Annotated in this window: 21 protein-coding genes; 12 read left to right on the top strand and 9 right to left on the bottom strand. The window is 66.9% G+C overall.

The genetic code is table 11. The annotated features are described in order from the left end of the window. Nucleotides 1-4: 4 nt before the first annotated feature. From WKC72_RS26085 to WKC72_RS26075, 3 genes are read right to left on the bottom strand one after another with little or no spacing between them, the layout of a single operon-like run. On the bottom strand, nucleotides 5-1,390 hold the full coding sequence (locus tag WKC72_RS26085; RefSeq protein WP_370180218.1) for a hypothetical protein: 1,386 nt from the start codon (nucleotides 1,388-1,390) through the stop codon (nucleotides 5-7). Then, a complete protein-coding gene (locus WKC72_RS26080; RefSeq protein WP_112300685.1) occupies nucleotides 1,387-1,716 on the bottom strand; it encodes a type VII secretion target in 330 nt (109 codons plus the stop codon). The genes WKC72_RS26085 and WKC72_RS26080 overlap by 4 nt, the downstream gene beginning before the upstream one ends. Nucleotides 1,717-1,776: 60 nt before the next feature. Beyond that, the gene (locus tag WKC72_RS26075) at nucleotides 1,777-2,484 is read right to left on the bottom strand and encodes a TetR/AcrR family transcriptional regulator (RefSeq protein ID WP_037239964.1); all 708 of its coding nucleotides are present in this window, start codon (nucleotides 2,482-2,484) and stop codon (nucleotides 1,777-1,779) included. 221 nt (nucleotides 2,485-2,705) lie between these two features. Here WKC72_RS26075 and WKC72_RS26070 point away from each other — a divergent pair, with 221 nt between their 5' ends. The 4 genes from WKC72_RS26070 to WKC72_RS26055 are packed head-to-tail and all read left to right on the top strand — an operon-like array spanning nucleotide 2,706 to nucleotide 7,732. Then, nucleotides 2,706-4,250 carry an amino acid permease gene (locus tag WKC72_RS26070; RefSeq protein WP_370184524.1) on the top strand — a complete coding sequence of 515 codons (1,545 nt, stop codon included), beginning with the start codon at nucleotides 2,706-2,708 and terminating at the stop codon, nucleotides 4,248-4,250. Between the two features lies 1 nt (nucleotide 4,251). After that, nucleotides 4,252-5,097, top strand: a complete 846-nt coding sequence (locus WKC72_RS26065) for an urea amidolyase associated protein UAAP1 (protein ID WP_370180214.1) — start codon at nucleotides 4,252-4,254, stop codon at nucleotides 5,095-5,097. Then, nucleotides 5,094-5,750 carry an urea amidolyase associated protein UAAP2 gene (locus WKC72_RS26060; protein WP_112300682.1) on the top strand — a complete coding sequence of 219 codons (657 nt, stop codon included), beginning with the start codon at nucleotides 5,094-5,096 and terminating at the stop codon, nucleotides 5,748-5,750. Before WKC72_RS26065 ends, WKC72_RS26060 begins: the two co-directional genes overlap by 4 nt. Then, nucleotides 5,747-7,732 (top strand): 5-oxoprolinase/urea amidolyase family protein, encoded by a 1,986-nt coding sequence (locus tag WKC72_RS26055; RefSeq protein WP_370180211.1) that lies wholly within the window; start codon nucleotides 5,747-5,749, stop codon nucleotides 7,730-7,732. The genes WKC72_RS26060 and WKC72_RS26055 overlap by 4 nt, the downstream gene beginning before the upstream one ends. A gap of 6 nt (nucleotides 7,733-7,738) precedes the next feature. Here WKC72_RS26055 and WKC72_RS26050 read toward each other — a convergent pair whose 3' ends face one another. From WKC72_RS26050 to WKC72_RS26035, 4 genes are all read right to left on the bottom strand, one after another. Further along, the gene (locus WKC72_RS26050) at nucleotides 7,739-8,362 is read right to left on the bottom strand and encodes a dihydrofolate reductase family protein (protein ID WP_112300680.1); all 624 of its coding nucleotides are present in this window, start codon (nucleotides 8,360-8,362) and stop codon (nucleotides 7,739-7,741) included. A 15-nt stretch (nucleotides 8,363-8,377) separates the two neighbouring features. After that, nucleotides 8,378-8,854, bottom strand: coding sequence for an SRPBCC family protein (locus WKC72_RS26045; protein ID WP_370180208.1), 477 nt, complete (start codon nucleotides 8,852-8,854; stop codon nucleotides 8,378-8,380). Beyond that, on the bottom strand, nucleotides 8,851-9,207 hold the full coding sequence (locus WKC72_RS26040; RefSeq protein WP_037239983.1) for a helix-turn-helix transcriptional regulator: 357 nt from the start codon (nucleotides 9,205-9,207) through the stop codon (nucleotides 8,851-8,853). Before WKC72_RS26040 ends, WKC72_RS26045 begins: the two co-directional genes overlap by 4 nt. Nucleotides 9,208-9,271: 64 nt before the next feature. Further along, nucleotides 9,272-10,357, bottom strand: a complete 1,086-nt coding sequence (locus tag WKC72_RS26035; protein WP_370180205.1) for a dihydrodipicolinate reductase — start codon at nucleotides 10,355-10,357, stop codon at nucleotides 9,272-9,274. 460 nt (nucleotides 10,358-10,817) lie between these two features. Between WKC72_RS26035 and WKC72_RS26030 the strand changes: the two genes are divergently transcribed. Further along, entirely contained in the window at nucleotides 10,818-12,410 is a 1,593-nt protein-coding gene (locus WKC72_RS26030) for an HD domain-containing phosphohydrolase (protein WP_370180203.1), read from the top strand. A gap of 38 nt (nucleotides 12,411-12,448) precedes the next feature. On the opposite strand, the gene WKC72_RS26025 is transcribed toward WKC72_RS26030, so the two are convergent. Continuing rightward, nucleotides 12,449-14,137, bottom strand: a complete 1,689-nt coding sequence (locus WKC72_RS26025; protein WP_370180201.1) for an ATP-binding cassette domain-containing protein — start codon at nucleotides 14,135-14,137, stop codon at nucleotides 12,449-12,451. Nucleotides 14,138-14,410: 273 nt separating this feature from the next. Here WKC72_RS26025 and WKC72_RS26020 point away from each other — a divergent pair, with 273 nt between their 5' ends. Continuing rightward, a complete protein-coding gene (locus tag WKC72_RS26020) occupies nucleotides 14,411-15,535 on the top strand; it encodes a serine hydrolase domain-containing protein (protein ID WP_370180198.1) in 1,125 nt (374 codons plus the stop codon). 373 nt (nucleotides 15,536-15,908) lie between these two features. Here WKC72_RS26020 and WKC72_RS26015 read toward each other — a convergent pair whose 3' ends face one another. After that, nucleotides 15,909-17,252: an NAD-dependent succinate-semialdehyde dehydrogenase gene (locus WKC72_RS26015; RefSeq protein WP_037239997.1), complete on the bottom strand. Its 1,344-nt coding sequence runs from the start codon at nucleotides 17,250-17,252 to the stop codon at nucleotides 15,909-15,911. A gap of 513 nt (nucleotides 17,253-17,765) precedes the next feature. Here WKC72_RS26015 and WKC72_RS26010 point away from each other — a divergent pair. The 6 genes from WKC72_RS26010 to WKC72_RS25985 all read left to right on the top strand — a co-directional run bounded on the left by WKC72_RS26010 (nucleotide 17,766) and on the right by WKC72_RS25985 (nucleotide 22,061). After that, nucleotides 17,766-18,188 carry an MmcQ/YjbR family DNA-binding protein gene (locus tag WKC72_RS26010; RefSeq protein ID WP_370180197.1) on the top strand — a complete coding sequence of 141 codons (423 nt, stop codon included), beginning with the start codon at nucleotides 17,766-17,768 and terminating at the stop codon, nucleotides 18,186-18,188. Between the two features lie 479 nt (nucleotides 18,189-18,667). Continuing rightward, entirely contained in the window at nucleotides 18,668-19,483 is an 816-nt protein-coding gene (locus WKC72_RS26005; protein ID WP_370180196.1) for a hypothetical protein, read from the top strand. Nucleotides 19,484-19,820: 337 nt separating this feature from the next. Further along, the gene (locus WKC72_RS26000; protein WP_370180193.1) at nucleotides 19,821-20,789 is read left to right on the top strand and encodes an arabinofuranosidase; all 969 of its coding nucleotides are present in this window, start codon (nucleotides 19,821-19,823) and stop codon (nucleotides 20,787-20,789) included. Nucleotides 20,790-21,017: 228 nt separating this feature from the next. After that, complete coding sequence (locus WKC72_RS25995) at nucleotides 21,018-21,287, top strand: hypothetical protein (RefSeq protein WP_370180191.1); 270 nt, start codon at nucleotides 21,018-21,020, stop codon at nucleotides 21,285-21,287. 150 nt (nucleotides 21,288-21,437) lie between these two features. Continuing rightward, complete coding sequence (locus WKC72_RS25990; RefSeq protein ID WP_370180189.1) at nucleotides 21,438-21,662, top strand: hypothetical protein; 225 nt, start codon at nucleotides 21,438-21,440, stop codon at nucleotides 21,660-21,662. A 159-nt stretch (nucleotides 21,663-21,821) separates the two neighbouring features. Beyond that, a complete protein-coding gene (locus WKC72_RS25985; protein ID WP_370180187.1) occupies nucleotides 21,822-22,061 on the top strand; it encodes a hypothetical protein in 240 nt (79 codons plus the stop codon). Nucleotides 22,062-22,824 lie beyond the last annotated feature (763 nt).

The raw sequence follows: 22,824 nt of genomic DNA, 5'->3' as shown, positions 1-22,824 counted from the left end.
GCGATCAGCTCGGGTCGCCGAACGCAGCGTCGTCGAGGTCCTCGCCGCCGATCACGGCGGGCGCGACCATCGGAAGGTCGCCGACGAACGCGTTGTTCTCTCCGGCGTTGACGAGGTAGCTCGGTGAGGACCGGCCGCTCAGCTGTTCGTCGCCCCCGCGCCCGGCGCCCGCCATCCCGGCGCCGCCCATCGCGCCCATCCCGCCCATGGCTCCGCCGGGTGCGAGGGGTGACGAGGCGGTGGCCGGAGTGGCGCCGGGTGTCGGAGTGGTCCCCGGCGGCGCCGGCGGCGCAACCGGTCCCGTGACCGTTCCACGGGGCACGGAACCACTACCCGCGGATACGCTTCCGCCGCCGTACATGCCGATCCCCGCGCCGCCGGCCATACCCACTGCACCGGGAACGCCGCCCGCTGCCCCGTGCGCCGGGGTGACGGCGGATTTCGCCGACAGGGCGTCGGCGGGCAGGTCGGACGAGGAGACGCTCGCCGCCTGGGTGCTCGCCGACACGAGGTCGCCGACGCTGTCGGTGACGGTGGAGATCATCGGTGCGCCCACGCCCTCGATCACGGTGGACGCGATGGCGAACGGTGACGTCGGTGCGGCCCCCACCACAGCTCCGGGCGCCGGGGGCGGCGGTACCGGGACCGGCGCGGCCAGACCGTTCATCGTGAGGGTCTGCTCGTTGAGTTCGGTGCGCGTCTGCGTCACGACCCCGATGGCCGCCTTCAGGTGCTCGGCCGCGGACGCGAGAAGCATCGCCTGCCCGGGCGGCGTCATCACCATCGGCGCGGCGGCGACCGCAGTGGCCGCGAACGACTCCGAAATCGTCATGAGGTTCGCGTTGCCCCGCGCCACGGACGCGGCGGCGGTCTGCGTGGTAGCCGAGATCTCCGTGCCGCGTTCGCTCAGTTCCGTGCCGCTCGACTGAGCCTGCAGGCCCTGCGCCTGCGCCGCCTGCGCTGCCTGGCTCTGCCAGATCTGGTCGAGCACCTTCAGCCCCGACAGGCTCATCGACATCGCCTGGTCGATCATGCCCGAGGACATGTCGAGCAGCGACGTCGGATCGAACGAGCCGAACGTGCCGGTGCCGAAACTGCCGGCGAGATCGGTGAGCGGCTTGAACAACTGGTCCACCCCCGGCAGTCCGGGCAGCCCGTGCCCCTGCAGCAGCGCCTCCACCGGGTTCGGCGGCAGCGGCGGAAGGGCCGGTAGTGGCGGCAGGTCACCGAGCGGCGCATCGAGGAACGGACCGAGCGGAGAGTTCTGCAGGGCCTCGAGCGGAGTGCTCGGCAGTGGCGTGGCGAGGGCGTCGCCGACGGGCGTTCCCTGGATCAGGTCGAGGATCGATCCGCGCTCCACAGGACTTCCGGTGGTTTCGGGAGACGTCATGCGAGGCCTCCGATTCCGTCACCGGCCGCATCGAGCGCAGCGCCGTTGGCGCCGTCGACGGAGTCGTAGGAATCGGCGGTGGCATGGGCCGCGATCGCGGTCTGCGCGTAGTGAGACGCGAGTTCGGCGACCGACCTGGCGTGATTTGCCTGTGCGGCGGCGAAGGACGCAAGGAAGTCGGCGCCGATGGGACCGAACACGGGCGCGAGTGCCGCGAGATTCGCGCCGAGATCGAGTGCGGCGGCGCCGCTGATCTGTTCGGCGGCCTGCGCAGCGGTGGCGCCGTAATTCCTGATGCCGTCCGTGACGACGAAGACATCGCTCAAGATTACCCCCCAGTGATTAAGCGTTCGCCAGACTTTATCTCACGGGAACGACGTGCACGGCTAGAGGCGAAGGGGTGTTCCGCCCGCCGTCTCGGCGAGCAGTGCCCGCGACTTCACCCGGATTTCGTCCATCGGTTTCGTCCACCCGAGGGCTCGGAGGCAGGCGTCGGCGAGGAGTTCGGCGGCGCCCTCGTTCTCGGGCCCGGGAAGCAGCCCGCGCTCGATGTCGGCACGGGTTGCGATGGCGCTCTCGACTATTCGGAACGGCAGGTCGGTCAGGGCGGGGGAGGTGTCGCCGGAATGTTCGGTGATCTCCGTGAGGGCCCGGTCCGCCAGCTGCCGGTAGTGCCGGCGCAGCAGGGTTCGCTGGGCGCGGAACGGCTCGAATCGCTCGGTCAGCAGTTCCGGAAGAAGGTACAGCGCACCGAGATTCCATTTGGTCGCGGTGAGTTGCGTGACGTCGTAGGTGGCCAGCGCGTGCAGGCGCACCGTGGCGGGCGCGGCGGCGTCGGCGAGCCACCCCGCGGCGGCGAGCGCGGGGGACACCGTCTCCTCGAGGAGTGCCACCAGGATCTCCTCCTTGTTGGGGAAGTGATGGTAGAGCGATGCCTGCCGGATGCCGACCATCTCGGCGATCTGCCGGGTCGAGGTGGCTGCGAAACCCTTGGTGGTGAACAACTCTCCGGCGGCGTCGAGTATCTCCTCGGGAGTGGTCTGCCCTGGTCTGCGCTGACTGGTCAGTCGGGGTCGTCCCGGCCCTGTGGTCACCGCTCCATGATGTCAGGTCGCTCCCGGGATCGACGGTTCCCACCCGTCGTGAGGGTTTCGTCATGCTCCCGAAACGTAGGCAACGATGCTGTTACGGCCGGGCGCGATCTGGATACGCGGGCGTCACCCACCGAGGCCTTTCCGCGAGAAAACTATCGAGCGACAGATATTGCTCTCGCCGAAGGAGTAAGCCCTTGAGTACACCCACAAGGACTGCGCAAGTGCTGACCGCGCCGGCCGCACCTCCCCGCGCGTCCGGCGGAACCGGCGTCGACGACACGGGCGACCTCGGCGAATTCGGCTACGAGCAGCAACTTCACCGTTCCCTGGGTAAGTTCGCGTCCTTCGCCGCCGGCTTCTCGTTCGTCTCCATCCTCACCACCATCTTCCAGCTCTTCGGGCTCGGATTCGGATTCGCCGGACCCGCCTTCTTCTGGACGTGGCCGGTGGTGTTCGCCGGCCAGTTCATGGTGGCGCTCAACTTCGCCGAACTGGCCGCCCGTTACCCCATCTCGGGGGCGATCTACCAATGGTCACGCCGGATGGGCGGTGAGGTGGTGGGCTGGTTCGCCGGATGGTTCATGATCCTCGCGCAGATGGTGACGGCCTCCGCCGCGGCCATCGCCCTGCAGGTCGTGCTCCCCAACGTGTGGAGCGGATTCCAGATCATCGGTGACGACAGCACGTTGACGTCCGCGAGTGGCGCCGCCAACGCAGTGCTGTTGGGCTCCGTCCTCCTCGTGCTGACCACGTTCATCAACTGCATCGGCGTCAACTGGATGTCCAGGATCAACAACATCGGTGTGACCTGCGAGATCGTCGGGGTCATCGCGGTCATCGGGATGTTCCTCACCCACGCCCAGCGCGGACCGGACGTCGTGTTCGACACGGGCACGGCCGGTGCGTCACCCGGGTACGGGTGGGCGTGGATCGTGTCGGGTCTGATGGCGGCCTACGTGATGGTCGGATTCGGCTCCGCGGGCGAACTCGCCGAGGAGACGCGGAACCCGCGCCGGGTGGCGCCGCGCACGATCCGCCTCGCGCTGTCCGTGTCGGCGCTCGGCGGTGGGCTGATGATCATCGGCGCGCTGATGGCCGCGCCCAGCCTGACCGACGGGCGTCTCGCCGCCGAGGGCCTGCCGTACGTGCTCTCGTCGATCCTCAGCTCGCCCTGGGGCACCCTCCTCCTCGTCGACGTCGCGATCGCCGTGTTCGTCTGCACGCTCGCCATTCAGACGGCGGCGTCCAGGCTGGTGTTCTCGATGGCCCGCGACGGACGGCTGCCCGCCTCGAAGATCCTGTCGACGGTGAACACCCGCACCGGAACGCCCATCGCGCCGTCCGTCCTGATCGGCCTGGTCTGCATCGGCATCCTCGCGGTCAACGTCGGGAACTCCGCGATCTTCGCGACCCTGTCGAGCGTGTGCATCATCCTGATCTACCTCGCCTACCTGATGGTCACCGTGCCGCTCCTGCTGCGCCGGCTGAAGGGCTGGCCGCACGGTGGACCGCAGTTCGACGCGGACGGCCGGAAGCTGTTCTCGCTCGGACGGATCGGGCTCCCCGTCAACATCCTGGCGGTCGGCTACGGCGCGCTGATGGTCGTCAACCTGTCCTGGCCGCGCGCCGAGATCTTCGACCCCAGCGGCGACTACCCCCTCCTGCGGTGGGCCGCCCCCGTCACCGTCGCCGCCGTGGTCGCGCTCGGAGTCGCGTGCTTCCCGCGCGGCCGCACGACCCCCAACCCCGTCACGATTGGAGCCTGACATGACCTCAGTGGACACCTCGACCACCAGTGCCGCGAAGGAACACGCGCGTGCCCAGTCGGGAGTGGTCACCGACTCGATGCCGGTGGTCCCGGCGTCGTCCTGGCCCACTCCACCGTCCGACGTCGATCCGGCGCAGCTCACATGGGCGGAGACGGTGCCCGGTGGCCGGTACACCACGAAGGTGCTGGGCCGTGGCACACGACTGCGACTGCGTGACCTCGACGGCCGGGCATGTGCCCACCTGCTGCTGTACCGGGCGGACGCGCCGTGGGAGCGGCTCAACGTCGCCGACACCGTGAAGGTGCCGTGGCAGGCGTACCTGGGGGAGGGGCATCCGCTGCTCTCCGACCAGGGGCGCGTGCTCGCGACGCTCGTTTCGGACGGGTCCGGGCGACACGACGCCCTGTGCGGCACCACGTCGCTCGCCTCGAACACCGCGAAATACGGTGACGGCAGCCTGCATTCGGCGTCCCCGGCCGGCCGTGAACTCTTCACCGTGGCGGCGGCGAAGCACGGACTCGAGCGGCGCGACCTCCCGCCGTCGCTGTCGTTCTTCCACGGGGTGCGGGTGGGGGAGGACGGGTCGCTCGGCAGCATCGGATCCGCCGGCGCGGACACCGCGGTCGACCTCGTGATCCACCTCCCGGTGATCGTCCTGATCGCCAACACGGCGCACCCGCTCGATCCTTCGCCGACGTACGACACGACCGCGCTCGAAGTGCTCGCCTGGACCTGCGCCGATGTGGCCGAACCCGTCGACGCCGACCCGGAGTACCGCCGGGCCTTTCTCAACACCGAAGACGTCTGGGCTGCCACGCAGTTCCAGGGACGGGAGCAGGCATGACCACCACCATCGAGACCGCACCGCTGGTACCGGGAACGGTGATCCTGGACGAGGAAGTCGGCGCCCGCGGGCCCTGGTCTGCCGTCGTCGAGGCCGGTGACGTCCTGACCGTCGTCGATCTGTGCGGCAATCAGGCCGTGGACACCCTGATCTACGCGGCCGACGATCACCGGGCACGCTACTCGGCCGCCGCGACGGTGGCGGCGCAACGAAATCTGTTCCTGACCACGGGAAGTGTCCTCCGCACCGACGATCACGACGCGCTGATGACGCTCGTCGCCGACGAGGTCGGCTCCCACGACACAGTGGGCGGTGCCTGCTCGCAGGAGTCGAACACTCTGCGGTACGGCCACCACACCAAGCACCAGCACGCCTGCGTCGAGAACTTCCTCGCGGAAGGGTCCCGCTGGGGGATCGGCAAGCGCGACCTGGTGTCGAACATCAACTTCTTCATGAACGTTCCCGTCGACGCCGACGGCACGCTCGGAATCGTCGACGGCCTGTCCGCACCCGGCCGCCGCCTCGCACTCCGCGCGGAGCGCGACGTTCTGGTACTGGTGTCCAATTGCCCGCAGATCAACAACCCCTGCAACGGTTTCGACCCGACCCCGGTGCGGATGATCGTGACCCGGCCGACGGGAGTGCAGGCATGAGCGCCAAGATCACCGTGCACCGCCCCGGCATGCTCACCACGGTGCAGGATTACCCCGGACGGACCGGGTACTGGCACGTCGGCGTGCCGCCGTCAGGGCCCATGGACGACCTGTCGTTCCGGCTCGGGAACACCGCACTCGGCAACGACGAGGGCGCCGCCGGAATCGAATGCGCCATGTCCGGTCCCGCACTGCAGTTCGACGAGGACACGGTGGTGTGTGTGACCGGCGCGCCCGCCCCGGTCACCGTCGACGGAGTGCTGCAGGCGCAGTGGCGGCCGGTACGGGTTCCGGCGGGCGGAGTATTGGACGTCGGCGCGGCGGCCGGACCCGGCCTCCGGATCTACGTACTCGTCCAGGGCGGGCTCGACGTCGACGACTTCCTCGGCAGCGCCTCGACGTTCACGCTCGGCAAGTTCGGCGGACATCAGGGCCGCACGCTGCGCCAGGGTGACGTTCTCGGGGTCGGCGAGCACACCGGCGCCCGCGCGGCCGCTGTTCCCGCCGAACACGTTCCGGCCCTGTGCAGTCGCTGGGAGATCGCGGTCACCGAGGGCCCGCACGGCGCACCCGAGTTCTTCACCCGCGCCGACATCGACACCCTGTACCGGACCGACTACGAGGTGCACTTCAACTCGGACCGTACCGGGGTGCGGTTGATCGGACCCAAGCCCGACTGGGCGCGCACCGACGGCGGCGAGGCGGGACTGCATCCGTCCAACATTCACGACAACGCGTATTCGGTCGGCGCCCTGGACTTCACGGGGGACACCCCGATCCTCCTGGGCCCGGACGGACCGAGCCTCGGCGGGTTCGTGTGCCCCGTCACGGTCGTCGCGGCGGAACGCTGGAAGCTCGGACAACTTGCGCCCGGCGATGCGGTGCGCTTCGTGCCGATCAAGGCCGACCGGGCCGCGTCCACGCGTGCGCTGGGTCCCGCGCGGCGGGCGGCGCATCCGACCGTCTTCTCCACCACCGGTGACCGCGACGACGGCGTGATCGCCCGGCGCGACGGCGAGACCGCCGTGACGTACCGGCGCTCCGGTGACGACAACGTCCTGGTCGAATACGGCGACATGACCCTCGACCTCGCACTGCGGGCCCGCGCCCACGCGCTGCACCAGCGTCTCGAGGTCGAGAAGCCGGCCGGGCTGCTCGACCTGACACCGGGCATCCGATCGCTGCAGGTCCGCGTCGACCCCGACGTGCTGCCGATCCCGAAGCTCATGGGGCTGCTCGGCGAGGCGGAGGACGCGCTGCCCGCGGCGAACGAACTCGTGGTACCGAGCCGATCGGTGCGGATGCCGCTGTCGTGGGACGATCCCTCGACGCGTGAGGCGATCCAGCGCTACATGCACGGCGTCCGTTCCGACGCACCGTGGTGCCCGTGGAACATCGAGTTCATCCGCCGCATGAACGGACTCGGCAGCGTCGACGACGTCTTCGACACCGTCTTCGGAGCGGAGTACATGGTGCTCGGCCTCGGTGACGTCTACCTCGGCGCACCCGTCGCGACACCACTCGACCCGCGGCATCGGCTGGTGACCACGAAATACAACCCAGCCCGCACGTGGACGCCGGAGAACGCGGTCGGGATCGGCGGGGCGTACCTGTGCATCTACGGAATGGAGGGTCCGGGCGGCTACCAGTTCGTCGGCCGAACCACCCAGGTGTGGAACCATCGGCATCCCGAGAAGTCGGGACCGTTCGAGGACGGCACCCCCTGGCTGCTGCGCTTCTTCGACCGGATCTCCTGGTACCCCGTCGAACCGGACGAGCTGATGGACCTGCGATCCGACGTCGCGGCCGGTCGCGGCGGCGGTATCGAGATCACCGAGGGCACGTTCTCGCTCGCCGAGCACCAGCAGTTTCTCACTGCCAATGCCGAATCGATCGGTGACTTCCGAGCCGAACAGGCTGTCGCGTTCGCCGCCGAGCGGCAACGATGGTCTGCGGCAGGGGAGTTCGCGACGGTGGGCTGATCCGCGTTACGCGAGCATGTCGGTGAAGCTGTCCGGCCTGGGTGCGTCCGCGCGTTCCCTGGGCACGTAGTGCAATTCGACCACCCCGTTGCCGTACGACTCGGTGCCCACCAGTCGGAGGCCATGCTGGTCGGTTATCGCCGAGAACCAGGCAACACCGGGTGACACGACCGGATAGACGAAGAAATACAACTCGTCCACCAGCCCCAGTGCGAGGACCGATCGCGCGAGGGACGATCCGCCGGACAGGTGAATGTCCTTGCCCGGCTGTCTCTTCAGATCCTCGAGGTACGCTGCGAGCTCGCCGTCGGTGGCCACGACGACCTGTTCGGTGTTGGTCCATTCGGTCACCGGGTCGTCGCCGGAGCGGGAGAACACCAGCTTCCGGTAGGTGTTCATCCGTTCGGCCATGACCTGATTGGTTTCGGTTCCGGCGTGCTCGGACAGCGCGCGAGGCCAGTAGGCGGCCATCTCCTCGTAGGTAGTGCGCCCGACCAGCACCGTGTCGTAGCTCGAATAGATTCGATCGATCTCGCGGTACTGGTCGTCGACGACGTCGTGGACCCACGCTGCGGGGTCGTCGAGGCGGCCGTTGAGTGTCGTCATCATCTGCAGGACGATCTTGCGCATGTCCGGTCTCCTCCGTTATGCCTGTCGCTCAGCCAGTTCGGCGAGCTGCTCCGTGACGTTGCCCCAGCCGTCATAGAAGCCCATTTCTTCGTGGGCGTTGCGGTCGGCGTTGTTCTTGTGCATCACGTGGGCGACGTACTCCGTGCCCGTCGGATGGTCGTTCAACGTGATGATCGCGGTCATGAACGGCTGCTCGGCGGGTCGCCAGCCACCGACCAGCGAGTTGGTGAACACGATGCGCTCGAGTTCGTCGACGGCGAGGAAGCAGCCACTGATGTGTGGCACGAATTCGCCACCGCCCTCGCTGATCTGGGTGGTGAACGCCCCACCCGGGCGTAGTTCCATGTCGACGACCCGGCACCGGGACGGCGCGGGGACCCACCATTGCTCGAAGCTGGCGGGGTCGGTCCAGGCGCGCCACACGACCGGACGGGGTGCCCGGATGATGCGCGAAATCGTGAGGTCGAGATCGGGTCTCGCAGTGTCGGTCATTGCGGTGTGTCCTTTGCGTGTGTCGTGACCGTGTGTTCGGTGACGAATTGTTCGAGTCTGTCGGTGCGGCTCTCCCACAGTTCCTGTTGCTCCGCGAGCCACGACTCGACGGCCGTGAAGGGCGCCTTCTCGATCGCGCACGTCCGTACGCGGCCCTCCTTGTGTGTCCGGATCCATCCGCTGTCCTCGAGGAAGTGGATGTGCTTCATGAAGGAGGGCAGGGCCATGTCGAACGGTTTCGCCAGTTCGCTGACCGTCGCCGGACCCCGGCTCAGACGGCCCAGCACGGCCCGCCGCGTGGGGTCGGCGAGCGCTTGGAAGATGCCGTTCAGCCGCTCCGGATACTGAGCCATAAGGAAAAGTATCCACTGCAACAATGGTTAGCGCAAGGGCTAAGTGTGGCCCTGGCGGGTGGTGTCAGGCGAGCTTGCCGTGACCGGGGGTGAGAGGGACGTCCAGGGCGTCGTAGAGCCCCGGCGCGGCCGTCCGCAGCCACGGGATCGCGTTGACCAGGCGCCCCACCGCGGTGGCATTGCCGCCGGCCGCTCGGTTGCCGCCCTCGTCGGTGGCCTCCACGTTCACCTCGATGCGCGGCCTGCCTTCGATGATCACCTTGTGCGCGCCGTCCCCGCCGTCCGGCGGCACAGGCCAGTCCGGGGCGCACGACGGGTGGATCCGCGTGACGTGCTCGATGACGATCAGGGGCTCGCCGCCCACGATGCCCTGGACTTCGAAACGCAGCGCCCCCTGGGTACCGGCCTCGAACTCGCCCATCAGTTCGGTGGTGATCGTCTCGTCCAGCGGCCGGCGCAGCAGCGTCTCACGGATCCCGTCGAGCTCCACCCCGAGGGCGCGGGCGATGAGCCGAACCTGGCCACCCCACACCATCGTCGGCACCGTCGCCGCCACCATCGGCGGTTCGTAGTCCATCGGCTGGCCCATGCCGACGAGGTACCGCACGGAATCGTGCTGGTCGTACGTGGTGTAGTCGAAGATCTCCTGGCAACGGATCTGATCGATCGTGCCGGCCAGACCCGTCATCAGGATCGGCAGGATGTCGTTCCCCCATCCCGGATCGACGCCCGACACGAACAGGGCGCCGCCGCCGGACTTCGCGGCCGTCTCGATCGGGTCGCGCAACTCGGCCGGCGCGTTGCGCTGGTCGTAGAGCGCGTAGATCGACGGAGTCACGACGACGGTCCCCGCGGAGAGCGCGCGGATGATGTCCGCTGCCGCATCGTCCGGGCGAATCTCGCCCGACGCGGCGTAGACGACAGCGTCGGGGGACGTCGCGAGCACGGCATCGGCGTCGTCGGTTGCTGTCACTCCCAGTGCGTGGCCCGAGCGGGCGAGGTCGCCGGCATCGCGTCCGACCTTCTCCGGGTTCGCCACGACCACCGCCGTCAGCTCTAGGGCGGGGTGTGCATCGATTGCGCGGATCGCGGCCCGCCCCACATTCCCGGTGCCCCACACCACGGTCCGGATCTTCCCCTGGTCAGCCATGGAATCGGACCCTACCGAGTGTGGAGGTGGACAGTGGCTGAATCGGGCAACATCGTGGTACTCGGGCCACGCCGGCGGAAGTGGCCCGCCCGTGCGAGGGTGCTTCGCACGGGCGGGCCATCCCCCGACTCGCACCGGTCGGCGATGCGTCCTCGGGGTGCAGCACTGATCCCTCATAAGGGGGCGCATGTTGCCTGTCTGCGCGGGGTGTGCTGCCTGCGTGTCTGCGAGTGAAGTTGTGGGTCGGAAGCTGTGTCCGGCGGCCTCCTTGCTGTGGTTCGGCGTATCGGGTGGTCACAATTGTGGGTTGACCTGCGAGCTTTCACACCGGTCGTTCGGCGTGTGTGGGTACCTGTCTTTTCGGGGTGCGTGTGCACAACCACCGCTGTGCGCGCGGGGCTCAGGGGCGGTGGCACGTCTTTCGCGCCGACACGTCCGTGTTCAGGTGGACAATGGGGAGATGCACCCGCACGGGACGCTGCCCGGCTCGGGAAAAGGTCTGAGCAGAGCCGAACTGCTGGCCGCGGTATCGCTGGCGATCGACCTCGGTCTGGGTCAACCGATGGAACACATGCTTCGGTCGTCCCTGATCGCGACACGAATCGCCGAGCGGATGGGACTCGATCCCCGACAGCGAGCGACCGTGTACTACGCCAATCTGGTCGGGTGGATCGGCTGTCACGCCGACTCCCACGAACTCTCGGCGCTCTTCGGCGACGACATTGCCTTCCGAGCCGACACCTACGCGGTGGACATGACCGGTCTGCCGTTTCTGCGGCTGATGATGAGTCATGTGGGACGCGGATCGCCGGGCTGGGAACGCGGCATCCGTGCCGCTGTCTTTCTGGTCGCGGCTCGCGGCCAGGTCGCCACGCTGATCCATTCGCATTGCAGTTCTGCGGGGGTTCTTTCCGATCGGATGGGCTTGGACGGTCAGGTCGGAAAGGCGCTGGCCTACGCCTTCGAGCGCTGGGACGGCCGCGGGTTGCCCAACGGCTGTCGCGGAGAGGGTATCCCGGTCGAGATCCACATCGCTCACGTGGCTGACGTCGTCGAGGTGCACCTGCGGACGGGTGGGCTCGAGCACGCGAAGGACGTTCTCCGTTCCCGGCGCGGCAGTCAGTTCAGCCCGGCCGTCGCGGACCTGTTCGAACGTGACGCGGCGGCGATCGTGGACGGGCTGCTGGACACAGACGTGTGGATCGCGGCGTTGGCCCAGGCGCCGGATCGTGACCGAACCCTCATGGCCGACGAAAGCGACGAGTTACTCGGGGCCATGGCCGATTTCGTCGATCTCAAATCTCCGTTCACCCTGGGGCATTCGCGTGGCGTCGCGAATCTGGTAGGCGGCGCGGCCCGACACCTGGGCATGTCGCCGTCGGACATCACGCAGCTCTACCGTGCCGGCCTCGTGCACAGCCTCGGCAAAATGGGGGTGTCCAACCAGATCTGGGAAAAGAAGGGGCCGCTCACGACGGCCGAATGGGAACGGGTACGGATGTATCCGGATCTGACCGGCCGGATACTGAACCGAGTCAACGGCTTGGAGTCGGTGGTGTCCGTGGCGATGAAGCACCGGGAACGTATCGACGGGTCCGGCTTTCCCCGGGGCATCACGGGCGCGGAGTTGACCGCGAAGGACCGGCTGCTGGCCACGGCGGAGGCGTATCAGCGACTGCTCGAGCCGCGTCCGCAACGGCCGGCGCTCGATCGTCGCGGCGCTGCCGATCGGTTGCAAGTGGAGGCGCGTGCCGGACGCCTCGACGCCGAGTCGGTGGCGGCCGTGCTGGCGGCGGCCGGGCAGCGGGTGTCGCGGCGGACGCCCTGGCCGGCCGGGTTGACCGACCGCGAGGTCGAGATCCTGCGACTCGTCGCGCAGGGCCGGTCGAACCGAGAGATCGCCGCCGAACTGTTCATCGCCGAGAAGACGGCACGCAACCACGTCGAACGTGTCTACGCCAAGCTCGGGGTGAACAACCGCACGCAGGCCAGTCTCGCCGCGATCGATCGGGGCCTGGTGGGCTTCCCCGTCAGTGCGGTTGTGGGGAAGTGAGGCATCCGCCGTGTGGCGGGACCGGCTGTGCGGGGCCGTCATCGACGGGATGCGCCGGGCCGCGACCGCCGGTCCAGTACCCACACGGTGGCCAGCATGAGAGCGACCGCAAATGAGGCGAGCGCGATGAGACTGGCGCCGGTGCCTCCGCGGAAGGTGTCGCCGTAGGCGGACATGGCCGGGAGAGTGGCGCTGTACCGGTCGAGATCCAGGTCGCGACCCAAGGCTTCGAATGCGTGGCGGTTGGACAGGCCGAGGCTCATCAGGCGTCCCGGGAGGGCCATCTCGTCAACCGGGACGATGGCTCCACCGAACAGAACCTGAGGGAAGCAGAGCATCGGCAGGGCGAGGGCGGCCTGCGCGGCGTTGGAGACCGCGGCCGAGGCGAGCAAGCCGAGGGCCAGTGCCGAGGTCGCCTCGATGACGATCGTCACGAACAGGAAGGCGGACACGTCCCATCCGACGGCGGGGAGCCGACCGAGCGCCCGCAGCACACCGAGCAGCAGCGCGCTCACTCCAGCCAGCACCGGAAGCAGGGCTGTCACCTTGGATGCCACGTAGGCGCCCACGCTCAGCCCGGCCAGGCGCTCCTGCCGGAAGACGGCCATCTCCCCGACGATCTGGAGGAGGCCGTACGTAAGGCCGAAGAAGAAGCCTGCGAATGCGATCCAGAAGACTATCTGGGCCGGGCCGAGGTCGGCTGCGCTACGCGGATCGAACGCGCCGCGCTGGAACAGCGTCGCCATCATCGCCGTGACCAGCACCGGTGAGCCGAGCAGGACCGCGAGGGTCAGCCGGTTGCGAAGAAGGACGTCAACATTGCGTCGCGTGAGTAGCCACCATTGCCGCACCGCGCCTGTGCGTTCGACGTCGGAACGGGTGGCCGGGATGGGCGGTTGAGCCGGGTCGGGCCGGGGTTCCGACTTTCCACCGATGCCCGCGAATCGCTCGGCCCAGATCTGAGGGGTGTGCTCACGAGCCAGCCGGTCGTACACCTCGGCGAGATCCTCCACATCGAAGTAGCGCCGAGCCTCGGCAGGGCTGCCGGTGAAGGCCAGGTGGCCGTCGCGGGCCAGGAATACCACCCGGTCACATCGGTCGATGCCGGCCGGTTCATGCGTCGTGAGGACGACTGTGACCCCGCGCCGGCTGAGCCGGCGCAGCAGGCGCATCACGTCGGCCGCGGTCGAGGGGTCGAGCCCGGAGGTGGGTTCGTCGAGGAAGAACAGGTGTGGCCGGGTCAGCAGCTCCACGGCGATACTGGCCCGCTTGCGCTGGCCGCCGGACAGCGCACGGACCGGCACCTCCGCCCGATCAGCCAGGTCGAGGTCCAGCATGGTCTCCTCGACTATCCGGTTCGCTTCGGCTGCCGATGTGCCCGCGGGCAGCCGTAGTCGCGCCGCGTAGCGCAGTGTGCGGCGCAGGGGCATCTCGAGGTGGATGATGTCGTCCTGGGGCACGTAGCCGATCCGGGAATCGGCGCTGACTCGGGCACCGCGAACGACGCCGTCGTGCCGGACCACCCCGGCCGACGGTGGTTGCAGTCCTGCGAGGATCTCGAGCAATGTGCTCTTTCCCGCTCCACTGCCGCCGGCAATGGCGACCAACTCGCCGGGTTCGACCGACAGCGACAGCTCCTGGAGAATCTGACGCGCCCCGACGTGCCGGCTCACGTCGACCGCATCGACCCGCCCGACGGCCGGTGGTTCGAATGTCGATTCGGTCATGTCCGGTGATCTCAGTGCTTCCTGAACTCTTTTTGTCATGCTCTGATCATCGGTCGGCCGGTTCCGGGGTCGCATGGGGCGTTTGCCTCAAATCGCTAGGTCCGTCCGGCTGACGTGGTGGTGACCAACCCCCGTGCAGTGTCCTGTCGCTGATGCCGGTGGAGTCGGCCGCAGGCTTCGCGATGAACGAGGCGCCCGAAAACCGATCCAAGTCGGAGCCGATAAGGCAAGCTTTGGACAGATCGATGTTGCAGGCATGGATTGGGGAGCGGGGTGGCACAGACATTCCGGGGGCGGCGAATCGTCGCCGTCGTGGCGATCTCGATGACGGGACTGGTGGGATGCGGTGAGTCGGCGGTTCAACCAGCCGTGCCCGACAAGCAGCTCACCGAAACGATTCCGCCGGCGATGGAGCACGCCTCGATACCTGGGGCCATCGTCGGTGTCTGGCAGGACGGCGCCGAGCCCTACGTCCAGGCGTTCGGGGTGGGCGACACGGCCACCGGCGACCCCATGGCGCCCGACCTGTTCATGCGCATCGGCAGCTTGACCAAGACCTTCACGACCACCGCCGTGCTGCAACTGGTCGATCAGGGAAAGGTCGGCCTCGACGATCCGATCGACAGGTATGTGCCCGACGTCCCCAACGGGGACTTGATCACCATCCGCCAGTTGGCGGCCATGCGCAGTGGGCTTCCTGACTACTCGGAGGTGGTGATCCCGGCGCTCCCGAGTCAGCCGCAGCGCCAATGGACGCCCCAGGAACTGCTCGAGATCAGTTTCAGCCGTCCACCGCTGTTCGCACCGGGCACCGAGTTCGACTACTCCAACACCAATACCGCGCTCCTGGGCCTCGTGGTCGAAAAGGTCTCCGGCCAGCCGCTGAACGCGTACATCGACGAGTCCATCACGCGACCCGAGGATCTCGGCCACACCTCGGTCCCGACCGATGCGGCCCTTCCGTCACCGCACGCACACGGATACACGAAAACAACTGACGGCGAGACGGTGGACGCGACCGACTGGAACCCGTCGTGGGGATTCGGTGCGGGAAACATGATTTCCACGCTCGACGACCTGAGTGTGTGGGTGCGCGACTTGGCGACTGGAACGTTGCTCTCGCCGGCTACTCAGCGCGAACGGGAGCAGTTTCAGCCGGCGCCGTCGGAAGGTACGGGTTCGCTGTACGGACTTGGAGTCGAGTACCAGAACGGCTGGATCGGCCACAACGGAAATATCGCGGGTTACCAGACCTACGCCTATTACCTTCCTTCCGAGGGCAAGACGGTGGTGATGCTGGTCAATACGAACGCCGACCCGCTGGGCGTGTGGAACTTCTTCAGTGAGATCGTGAAGATCATCAGCCCCGACCATCCCTGGCCGGCGCCTCCGTCGTAGAGGTCGGGTGAAAAGGCTTGCAGCCGAACGGGTTAGGTAGATCTTCGTCTTCGGAGTCAGGCTCCGTGGCCAGTAGGGATTTCCGATCCCGGGCGTGCCGCTTCCCTGGGGCGCCGTAATTCCGCCTGTCCGGCGGCGACGTTGCCCAGAACTAGGTAGGGGGGACGATTGTGCTGGCACAGTAGGATGATGCGGTGCCCGTTCGATGGCTCCAAGCGTGGGCGCGGGTGTCTGCAGAACACAGAGAGAAGTCTGCATCGCTGGCTGCAGTCCGAATTCTGGCCAGTGAGCACAGGGATCCATCCGCTGCGGGTTCTCTCGCATCGAGAGAACCCGCAGGCACCGCTGGTGCTGTAATACAGGAATCGCTGGTTCAGCTGACGCGGATGAGTTTCTTGTTCACGAACTCGTCGATCCCGTATTTGCCGAGTTCGCGACCGAAACCGGAGCGTTTGACGCCGCCGAACGGCAGTTCAACTCCTTCGGCGCCAACGGCATTGACGAATACCATGCCGGCCTCCAATGAGTCGGCGACGCGGTAGGCCTGATCGGGGTCGGTGGTGAAGACATAGGAGCCGAGGCCGAACGGGGTGTCGTTGGCCAGCTCGACAGCCTCTTCCTCGGAGCGCACCTTGTAGACAGTCGCTACCGGCCCGAACAGTTCCTCCCGGTAGGTTCGTGAATCCCGTGACACGTTCGTCAGCACGGCCGGCGGGAAGAAGGCGCCCTTCCGTTCCCCCTCGGACACCAGTGTGGCGCCCTCGGCGATCGCCTGCTGGACCTGATCGGACAACCGGTCGGCGGCGGAGACCGACGACAGCGGCGCGAGTTCGTCTGCGGTGGCGAGCACCTCCGTGGTGAATCTGCCGACGAAGTCGTCGTAGAGGTCCTCGGCGATGATGAATCGCTTCGCCGCGTTGCAGGCCTGCCCCGTGTTCTCGAAACGACCTTCCACTGCCGCTTGTACGGTGGCGTCGAGGTCATCGGTACTGAGGACGATGAACGGATCGGAACCGCCGAGTTCCAGTACCACCTTCTTGAGATTGCGGCCGGCGATCTCGGCGACGGCTGCGCCTGCACGTTCGGATCCGGTCAATGACACACCTTGGACCCGGGGGTCGGCGATCGCGTCGGCAATTTGGTCGTTGGTGGCGTAGACGTTGACGTAGGCGCCCTCCGGATATCCGGCGTCGGTGAAGATCTGGTGTAGCGCTGCCGCCGATTCCGGACACTGCGGTGCGTGTTTGAGCACAATGGTGTTGCCCAGTGCCAGATTTGGACCCGCGAACCGTGCGACCTGGTAGTAGGGATAGTTCCACGGCATGATGCCGATCAGCGCACCGATCGAGCTGCGGCGGATCAGCGCGGTACCCGTGCCGTCGACCAGGTCGATTGGCTCGTCGGCCAGGAACTTCTCGGCGTTGTCGGCGTAGTACTGGTAGATCGCAGCGCTGAAGTCGACTTCCCCCAACGACTGGTCCAGGGGCTTGCCCATCTCCCGCTGGATGATCTTGGCCAGTTCGTCGCGGCGTTCGGTGTGTAACTCGGCGACCTTCTTCAGTAGTCCGGCGCGCTCGACCACCGTCGAGTGTCGCGACCACTCACGGTGCGCCTTCTCCGCCGCGGACAACGCCGCCTGCATCTGGTCGTCGGTCGCGGTCGGGTATTCGCGCACCGTCTTTCCGGTGGCGGGGTCCACTACTGCGTACAGGCTCATACTCACGTCTCCTTGAAATGTCGGGCATCCCAGTATTGCTTGCGAGGAGTGCTGTGGGTTGGTTCTCAGGGTCGGTGTTCGAGTAAATATCTCAGGAGTCTGCGTGCCGAAGGCAATCGCAGGGTCTTGCAGGCCCCACGTGGGTTACATTGGATACGAGTTCGAATACATGTTCCCTACATACGCCGCACCGTTGCCGACTTCGGGCTCACCGTTCATCGTCGGGGCAGAATCAACATGGTCGCGACATGCTGTCACGCCACCGAAGAGAAGAACTTCGATGAGGGCGAATTCTGCCAGGTCGAAGGCAACGAGTTCGTCACTGGGCATGGAGCCAGTGGTTCGGCATCGAACGGTTGCGCTGCCCAGTCGGTCCTGTCGTTTGAGACTGTCTTCGACGGCCGCTCGTGCCGACGCGTGGAACGACATCGAACATGACAGTTCAGGGCCCCGCGTGTGGTTCCCTCCGGTCCCGATCGCTGCGGAGGCGACAACGAGACCTACACTGCTGTCATGTCGGCAAAACTGCGCCATGCGCGGGTCGAAGATGTCCATGACCTTGCCCTGGGCATGCCCTATGTCAAGGTCGAATACGGGCCGCGAGGCAACCCCATCTATCAGGTCGGCGGCAAATCGTTCGTGTTCTTCCGAACCCCTCGCCCCGACGCCGCTGATCCTCACACCGGTGAGCGATACACGGACGTGATCGTCTTCTGGGTGCCCTCCGAGTCGGACAAGCGAGCAATGGTGCAAGACTCCGCATCGCCGTTCTTCACCACGGCACATTTCGATGGCCACTCTTCGGTACTGCTGCGGGCGAGCATGATTGGTGATCTCACGCTACAGGAACTGACCGAGGTAGTGCAGGACGCGTGGCTCTCCCGTGCCTCGCCCACCCGGGCTGCCGCTTGGCTCGATGGACAGAGTCGCACGTAGCGAGTGCTCGGTCCTGCACTGTTGCATCGCTCAAATATGTTGCTTCGGAGTATATTACGAAAGATCTTGTCGGGATGGAGTATTCCGGCTCGATGTGCAATTTCGAGTGCGCGAGGCCTGCGAACTCGCGGAACAGAGCCGCTTTGCCCTCCGCGACCGGCAGGGATGCGCGCGCCGAATTCTCCGAGACCGAGGCCGTAGTGAGACCATGCCGTTGGTCCACAGATCACTTGCGTTCACTCTATGCACTGGTCCATCAGGCCCGCAGTGACGTGTGGCGGAAGCCTCCGCAAATCGAGGCACGAACAGTCACTTCATCGATCTGTGTGCCTGGGTCGTGGGCAGGGGAGTGGGACACTGTTCGTCGTATCACGACGTTGGTGGCGGAGTCGCTCGGAGGGTTTGATCGATCAACTGTCGAGCGGCTCTGTCGGTGCGGGCTGCGTCGCCGGTGACGCTGATCCAGCAGCACTCCGCGTATGCCTGAGACCAGGATTGTCGCCGTGGCCGTCGGGTCCTCGACCGGGGGGTTCGAGTCGACCGAGTACCTGGGCGATGGCCGTCACCAGGAGCTCGACCGCGGACGTAGCGTAGTCGAGGAATGGGCCGCGCTGCTCGCAAACGTCTCCGAGAATTTGGAGCACAACGCTTGCACTGGTCAGCCGGACGTCGTCCGATCGCGCGAGTTAGCGGAGGACGTCGGAAGGATATTTGCCGAGAACGCTGGGGGAGACCCTCGAACTGCCAGTGTCGCTGCACTGGTCGATGCGCAACGTAAGACCGCGGCCGTCTGGGCGGAACGATCCGGCCCCGTCGGGGCGCCACCCTTCTCTCCAGTCTCGGGCACTGATCCCCTCCCGGTGCTGGGAGCGAGCTTCAGCGAGAACGTGCAGGATCTCGATGTGATCTGCGGCTGGAACGCCGACGATGTATCGGCGTTCACCGGTCCCGGGCCCGACACGGTCGAGATAACGCATCGAATGCTTGCTGAACCGCTGAGCGAATTCAGAGATCGCCTGGTCCAAGCGGGTGCTCGGGCGTGTACATACCGCTTCGATTGGCGGCCCCGCGGGTCTCGCTACGGGGCAACACACTGCGTGGAGCTGCCGTTGCTCCTCGGAACACGCGAGGCATGGGAAGGCTCTCCGATGCTCGGTGACACCGAGTGGGGCGGGGTCGAGCTGCTCGGCAAGACGCTACGCAGGATTTGGGGACGGTACGCGCACACCGGCGTGGTCGAGCCCGAACCGGCGCTGCCTATGGCCTGGGACCCGGCGATTTCGCACTCCCTGTGACCGACTCTCGTGGCCATTGTCGCCTTCGTCGGCATCCGCGGCGAGAACCTCACGCAGTTCGCTCTCGCCCACCGTCGCTATGGCGCGGATTCGTCCCACCGCGGGCTTGCACGGCACGCGGGTCCGAGCTCGGTGATGGTGGTGCCCACCTGGATGCCGAACGGCCAACGGGTGGTGACCGTCGCGGCCAGTTCGGCGTACGCAACCTTCGTCGCCGGCGGCAGCTCTGCAATGTCGAACTCCTCAGCGTCATATCGCCGTCGGAAACGATCCGTACGCTGCGCCTGCGGCCAAAGTTGCGCATGGTGCGCCTGCTGTCATAGATACTGCACCAGTGATGCTGACCAAACGAACCAGCTTTTCCGCCATGTCGATGGTGATGCTCGCAGTCGCGGGCCTGCTGGTCGCGGCCCCGGGGAACAGTGGCGCCGCACCGCCCGCCTGGCGATACACGATGGTGGCGTTCAGCAACACCAGCGACCGTGACTTGGATGTCTACGAGTCGGGGGACGCCACTCACTTCCAGCCCCTCCGACTGTCGGCGTATCGGCCCTCGTCAGGGGTGGTGCGTGACTCGAGCATCTTCCGGCACACGGACGGGTTCTACTACCTCACCTACACGACAGTCGACGGGGCGAACATCGGCTTCGCGCGCAGCAGTGACCGCATCGAGTGGACGTTTCTGGGGGCCTGGCCGGTCCCGTTCTGCTGCGCGTTCCTGCCGGGCACGGGAGACGGAACGGGCTCGGCGAGCCCGCCGGGCTCATCGGGGTCGGCCGGGTTCAGCGACGGACCGTCGCTGTCACCGTTCACCACGAAGGCCTGGGCACCCGAATGGTTCGTGGACGGCGATCGCGTCCACGTCATCCTGTCGATGTCGACCGGCGGCGGATTCGTGCCGTATCTGATGACCGCGCTGGAACCGTCGCTCCGAATCTGGGGCCCGCCCACTCTGCTCGGCGGGATCGGCGCGGACCACATCGACACCACCGTGGTCAAGGTGGGATCGACGTACCACGCGTTCACCAAGAACGAGACGAAGAAGGTGATCGAGCATGCGGTCGCGCCGTCGGTGACGGGACCCTATTCGTTCGTCCCGCCTGGAGATTGGGGCTCGCTGCTGGAGGGTCCAGCCCTGGTTCAGTTGCCGAACGATGCCTGGCGGATATATCTCGACGCCTATACCGAAGGAAAGTATCTCTATTCAGACAGCACCGATGGGCTGCGCACCTGGTCGCCCGTGCAAGAGGTTCCAGGCCTTTCCGGGACGGTGCGCCATCTCGGCGTGATGAGAGAGCCGGCATAACGACGACTCGATGACGGTCATGTCGTCAGCAAACGTGAGCGTCCGATCAGACCGAGGACGATGATCACCGCACGCAACGCGGCGGGGACAGGCGGGGCATTTCACGCTGCCCGATCTCGACGTGCGGTGTCGCGCAGGAGAGGTCGGAAACGGCCCGTCCAGGTCTGCGCCGGGCGGCGTCCGACAGGCCGCGGTAACAGCACGGTCGGCGATTGCGAAATTGATCTTGTGCGGACACTGATTCTGATCGGAACGGCCCTCGGCCTCGGGGCGGGCCTGGTGTGTACCGGGTTGTTCGCCTGGTGGTTGTCATACCCGGTGCACTTCTACGTGGGCAGCTACGAACCGCTCGGCGCCGGGGACACTACCGGGCACATGGAATCGGTGGACCCGATCCCGTTCCTCGCTGGCGGCCTGGTCCTCAGCGCGGTCCTCGGAGCGGTCGCGGGTTTCGTCGCCGCGCGCCGCGGATACCGGCTGGCGCGGCCTCGCGTCTGACCTGCTCGGCCGGCTCTGCTGTTCGCTCGGAGCCCCGTGCTGCCGCCTGCCGGCGGCACCGGGATGCTTGGCAGGCTTCGGGTCGTCTCCCGGTGGGGCAGGTGTTTATGCTCCACTTCCAGGCAGTTCGCCGGGCGAAGAGGTGCAGCGATGGCCGACAGAACCGGTACCAGGCGGGTGCACGGACCCGAGTTGACGATCGGTGCCCGGGTGCTCGTCCGCCGGCATGCGGAAGTCGACGTCCTCGGCGAGGTCGTCGAGGACTACGGATCGCTGACCGACTCCGGCGGCCATGGACATGAGTGGGCGACGGCGCATCGATGGGCGATCGCGCTCGACGACGGGCGCCTGATTTCGCCGACACCGACGATGTGACCGTCGACCCCGGCCCGCGCTAAATCCGGGGCGCGGGTGGGGTGTGCACGAAGCGCGCCCGTGGGGTGGCTGCCGGGAGGCCGCTTTCGTGGCCGGGCAGCGGGCTCGATGGCGGCTACTGTGGAAGCTGCGCGTCGAGCGCACCGTGGGAGGTTGGGGATGCTGGCCAGACGATGGACCGACCTGAGCGACCGCCAGCGCCGGTGGATCCTTGTTTCCTCCATCATCGAGGGGGCCTTGAAGATCGCGGCACTGGTCGACATCAAACGTCGGCCGGCGGAACAGATCCGGGGATCGAAGAGGGTGTGGGCGACCGCGGTGGTGCTGGTCAACTCCGTCGGAGTCGTCCCCCTCGCGTACTTCGTGCTCGGGCGACGGCCCCAGAAGAATTTCAGCTAAGCGACCGGAACAGAAGGGGGCGGCAGGCGTTCCGGCGAGGGCGCCACCGGTGCGAAACTCCCAAGGCAGCAGGCGCGATCGAGCCGCACCCCGTCAGGTCTCCTGCTGCAGCCGGCGTAAAGTGGCGTGGCGATCAGTCTCGCGGTTCGGCACCGAGGTCGTCGAGTACACGAAGCAAACCTGCCGGGCGCACAGGCAACTAGCACCGCCTCACGGTTCCTGAGGGTCGGCCACGGTAAACAACGTTGGTCATCACGCACGGTCAGCTCTCCACGAGGATCGCCTCGACCAAAGTGGTCGTGGAGGCGATCCTCGCAGCGGACTTCGACCCTGCCTCCCCGGTGGTTCGTCCGGCGAACTGCACGGTTGTGGTGAAGCGGGGTGCAAGGGAGGGCCGTCGATGTGAAGGTGCCACTCGGGTTTCGGAGCTGTTCGTTCTGGACGAGACTCATCAACCAGGCCATCGGATGGATAGCGCTTCCGCTTCTTCGCCGCCCGACAGGACCGCAAGGGATTCCAGTGCGAGGGACGCCGCGGTGGCGTTCTCGATGGAGATCAGGAGCGTCGGGCTCCCACATGACCTGCACGTAAAGTGTTCAGCGGGGCACGCGCTTCTGGGCGATATCGCGGCGACCGGAGGGGACCCTTCGGTGGTGGTGCTTGACGTGGGATTGCTCGGTGTCGAGAGGTCGTCGGCAGATCCGTGTCATCGGCGGGTACTCGTTCGGTCGAGGGTGTCAGAGGAAGGCCGCGGGCACCTACG

It is taken from the genome of Rhodococcus wratislaviensis (assembly GCF_041228765.1).
In the GTDB taxonomy this organism is placed as follows: domain Bacteria; phylum Actinomycetota; class Actinomycetes; order Mycobacteriales; family Mycobacteriaceae; genus Rhodococcus_F; species Rhodococcus_F wratislaviensis.
Note: the sequence above shows the minus strand (reverse complement) of the source record. Positions and strands in the feature narration are given on the sequence as shown.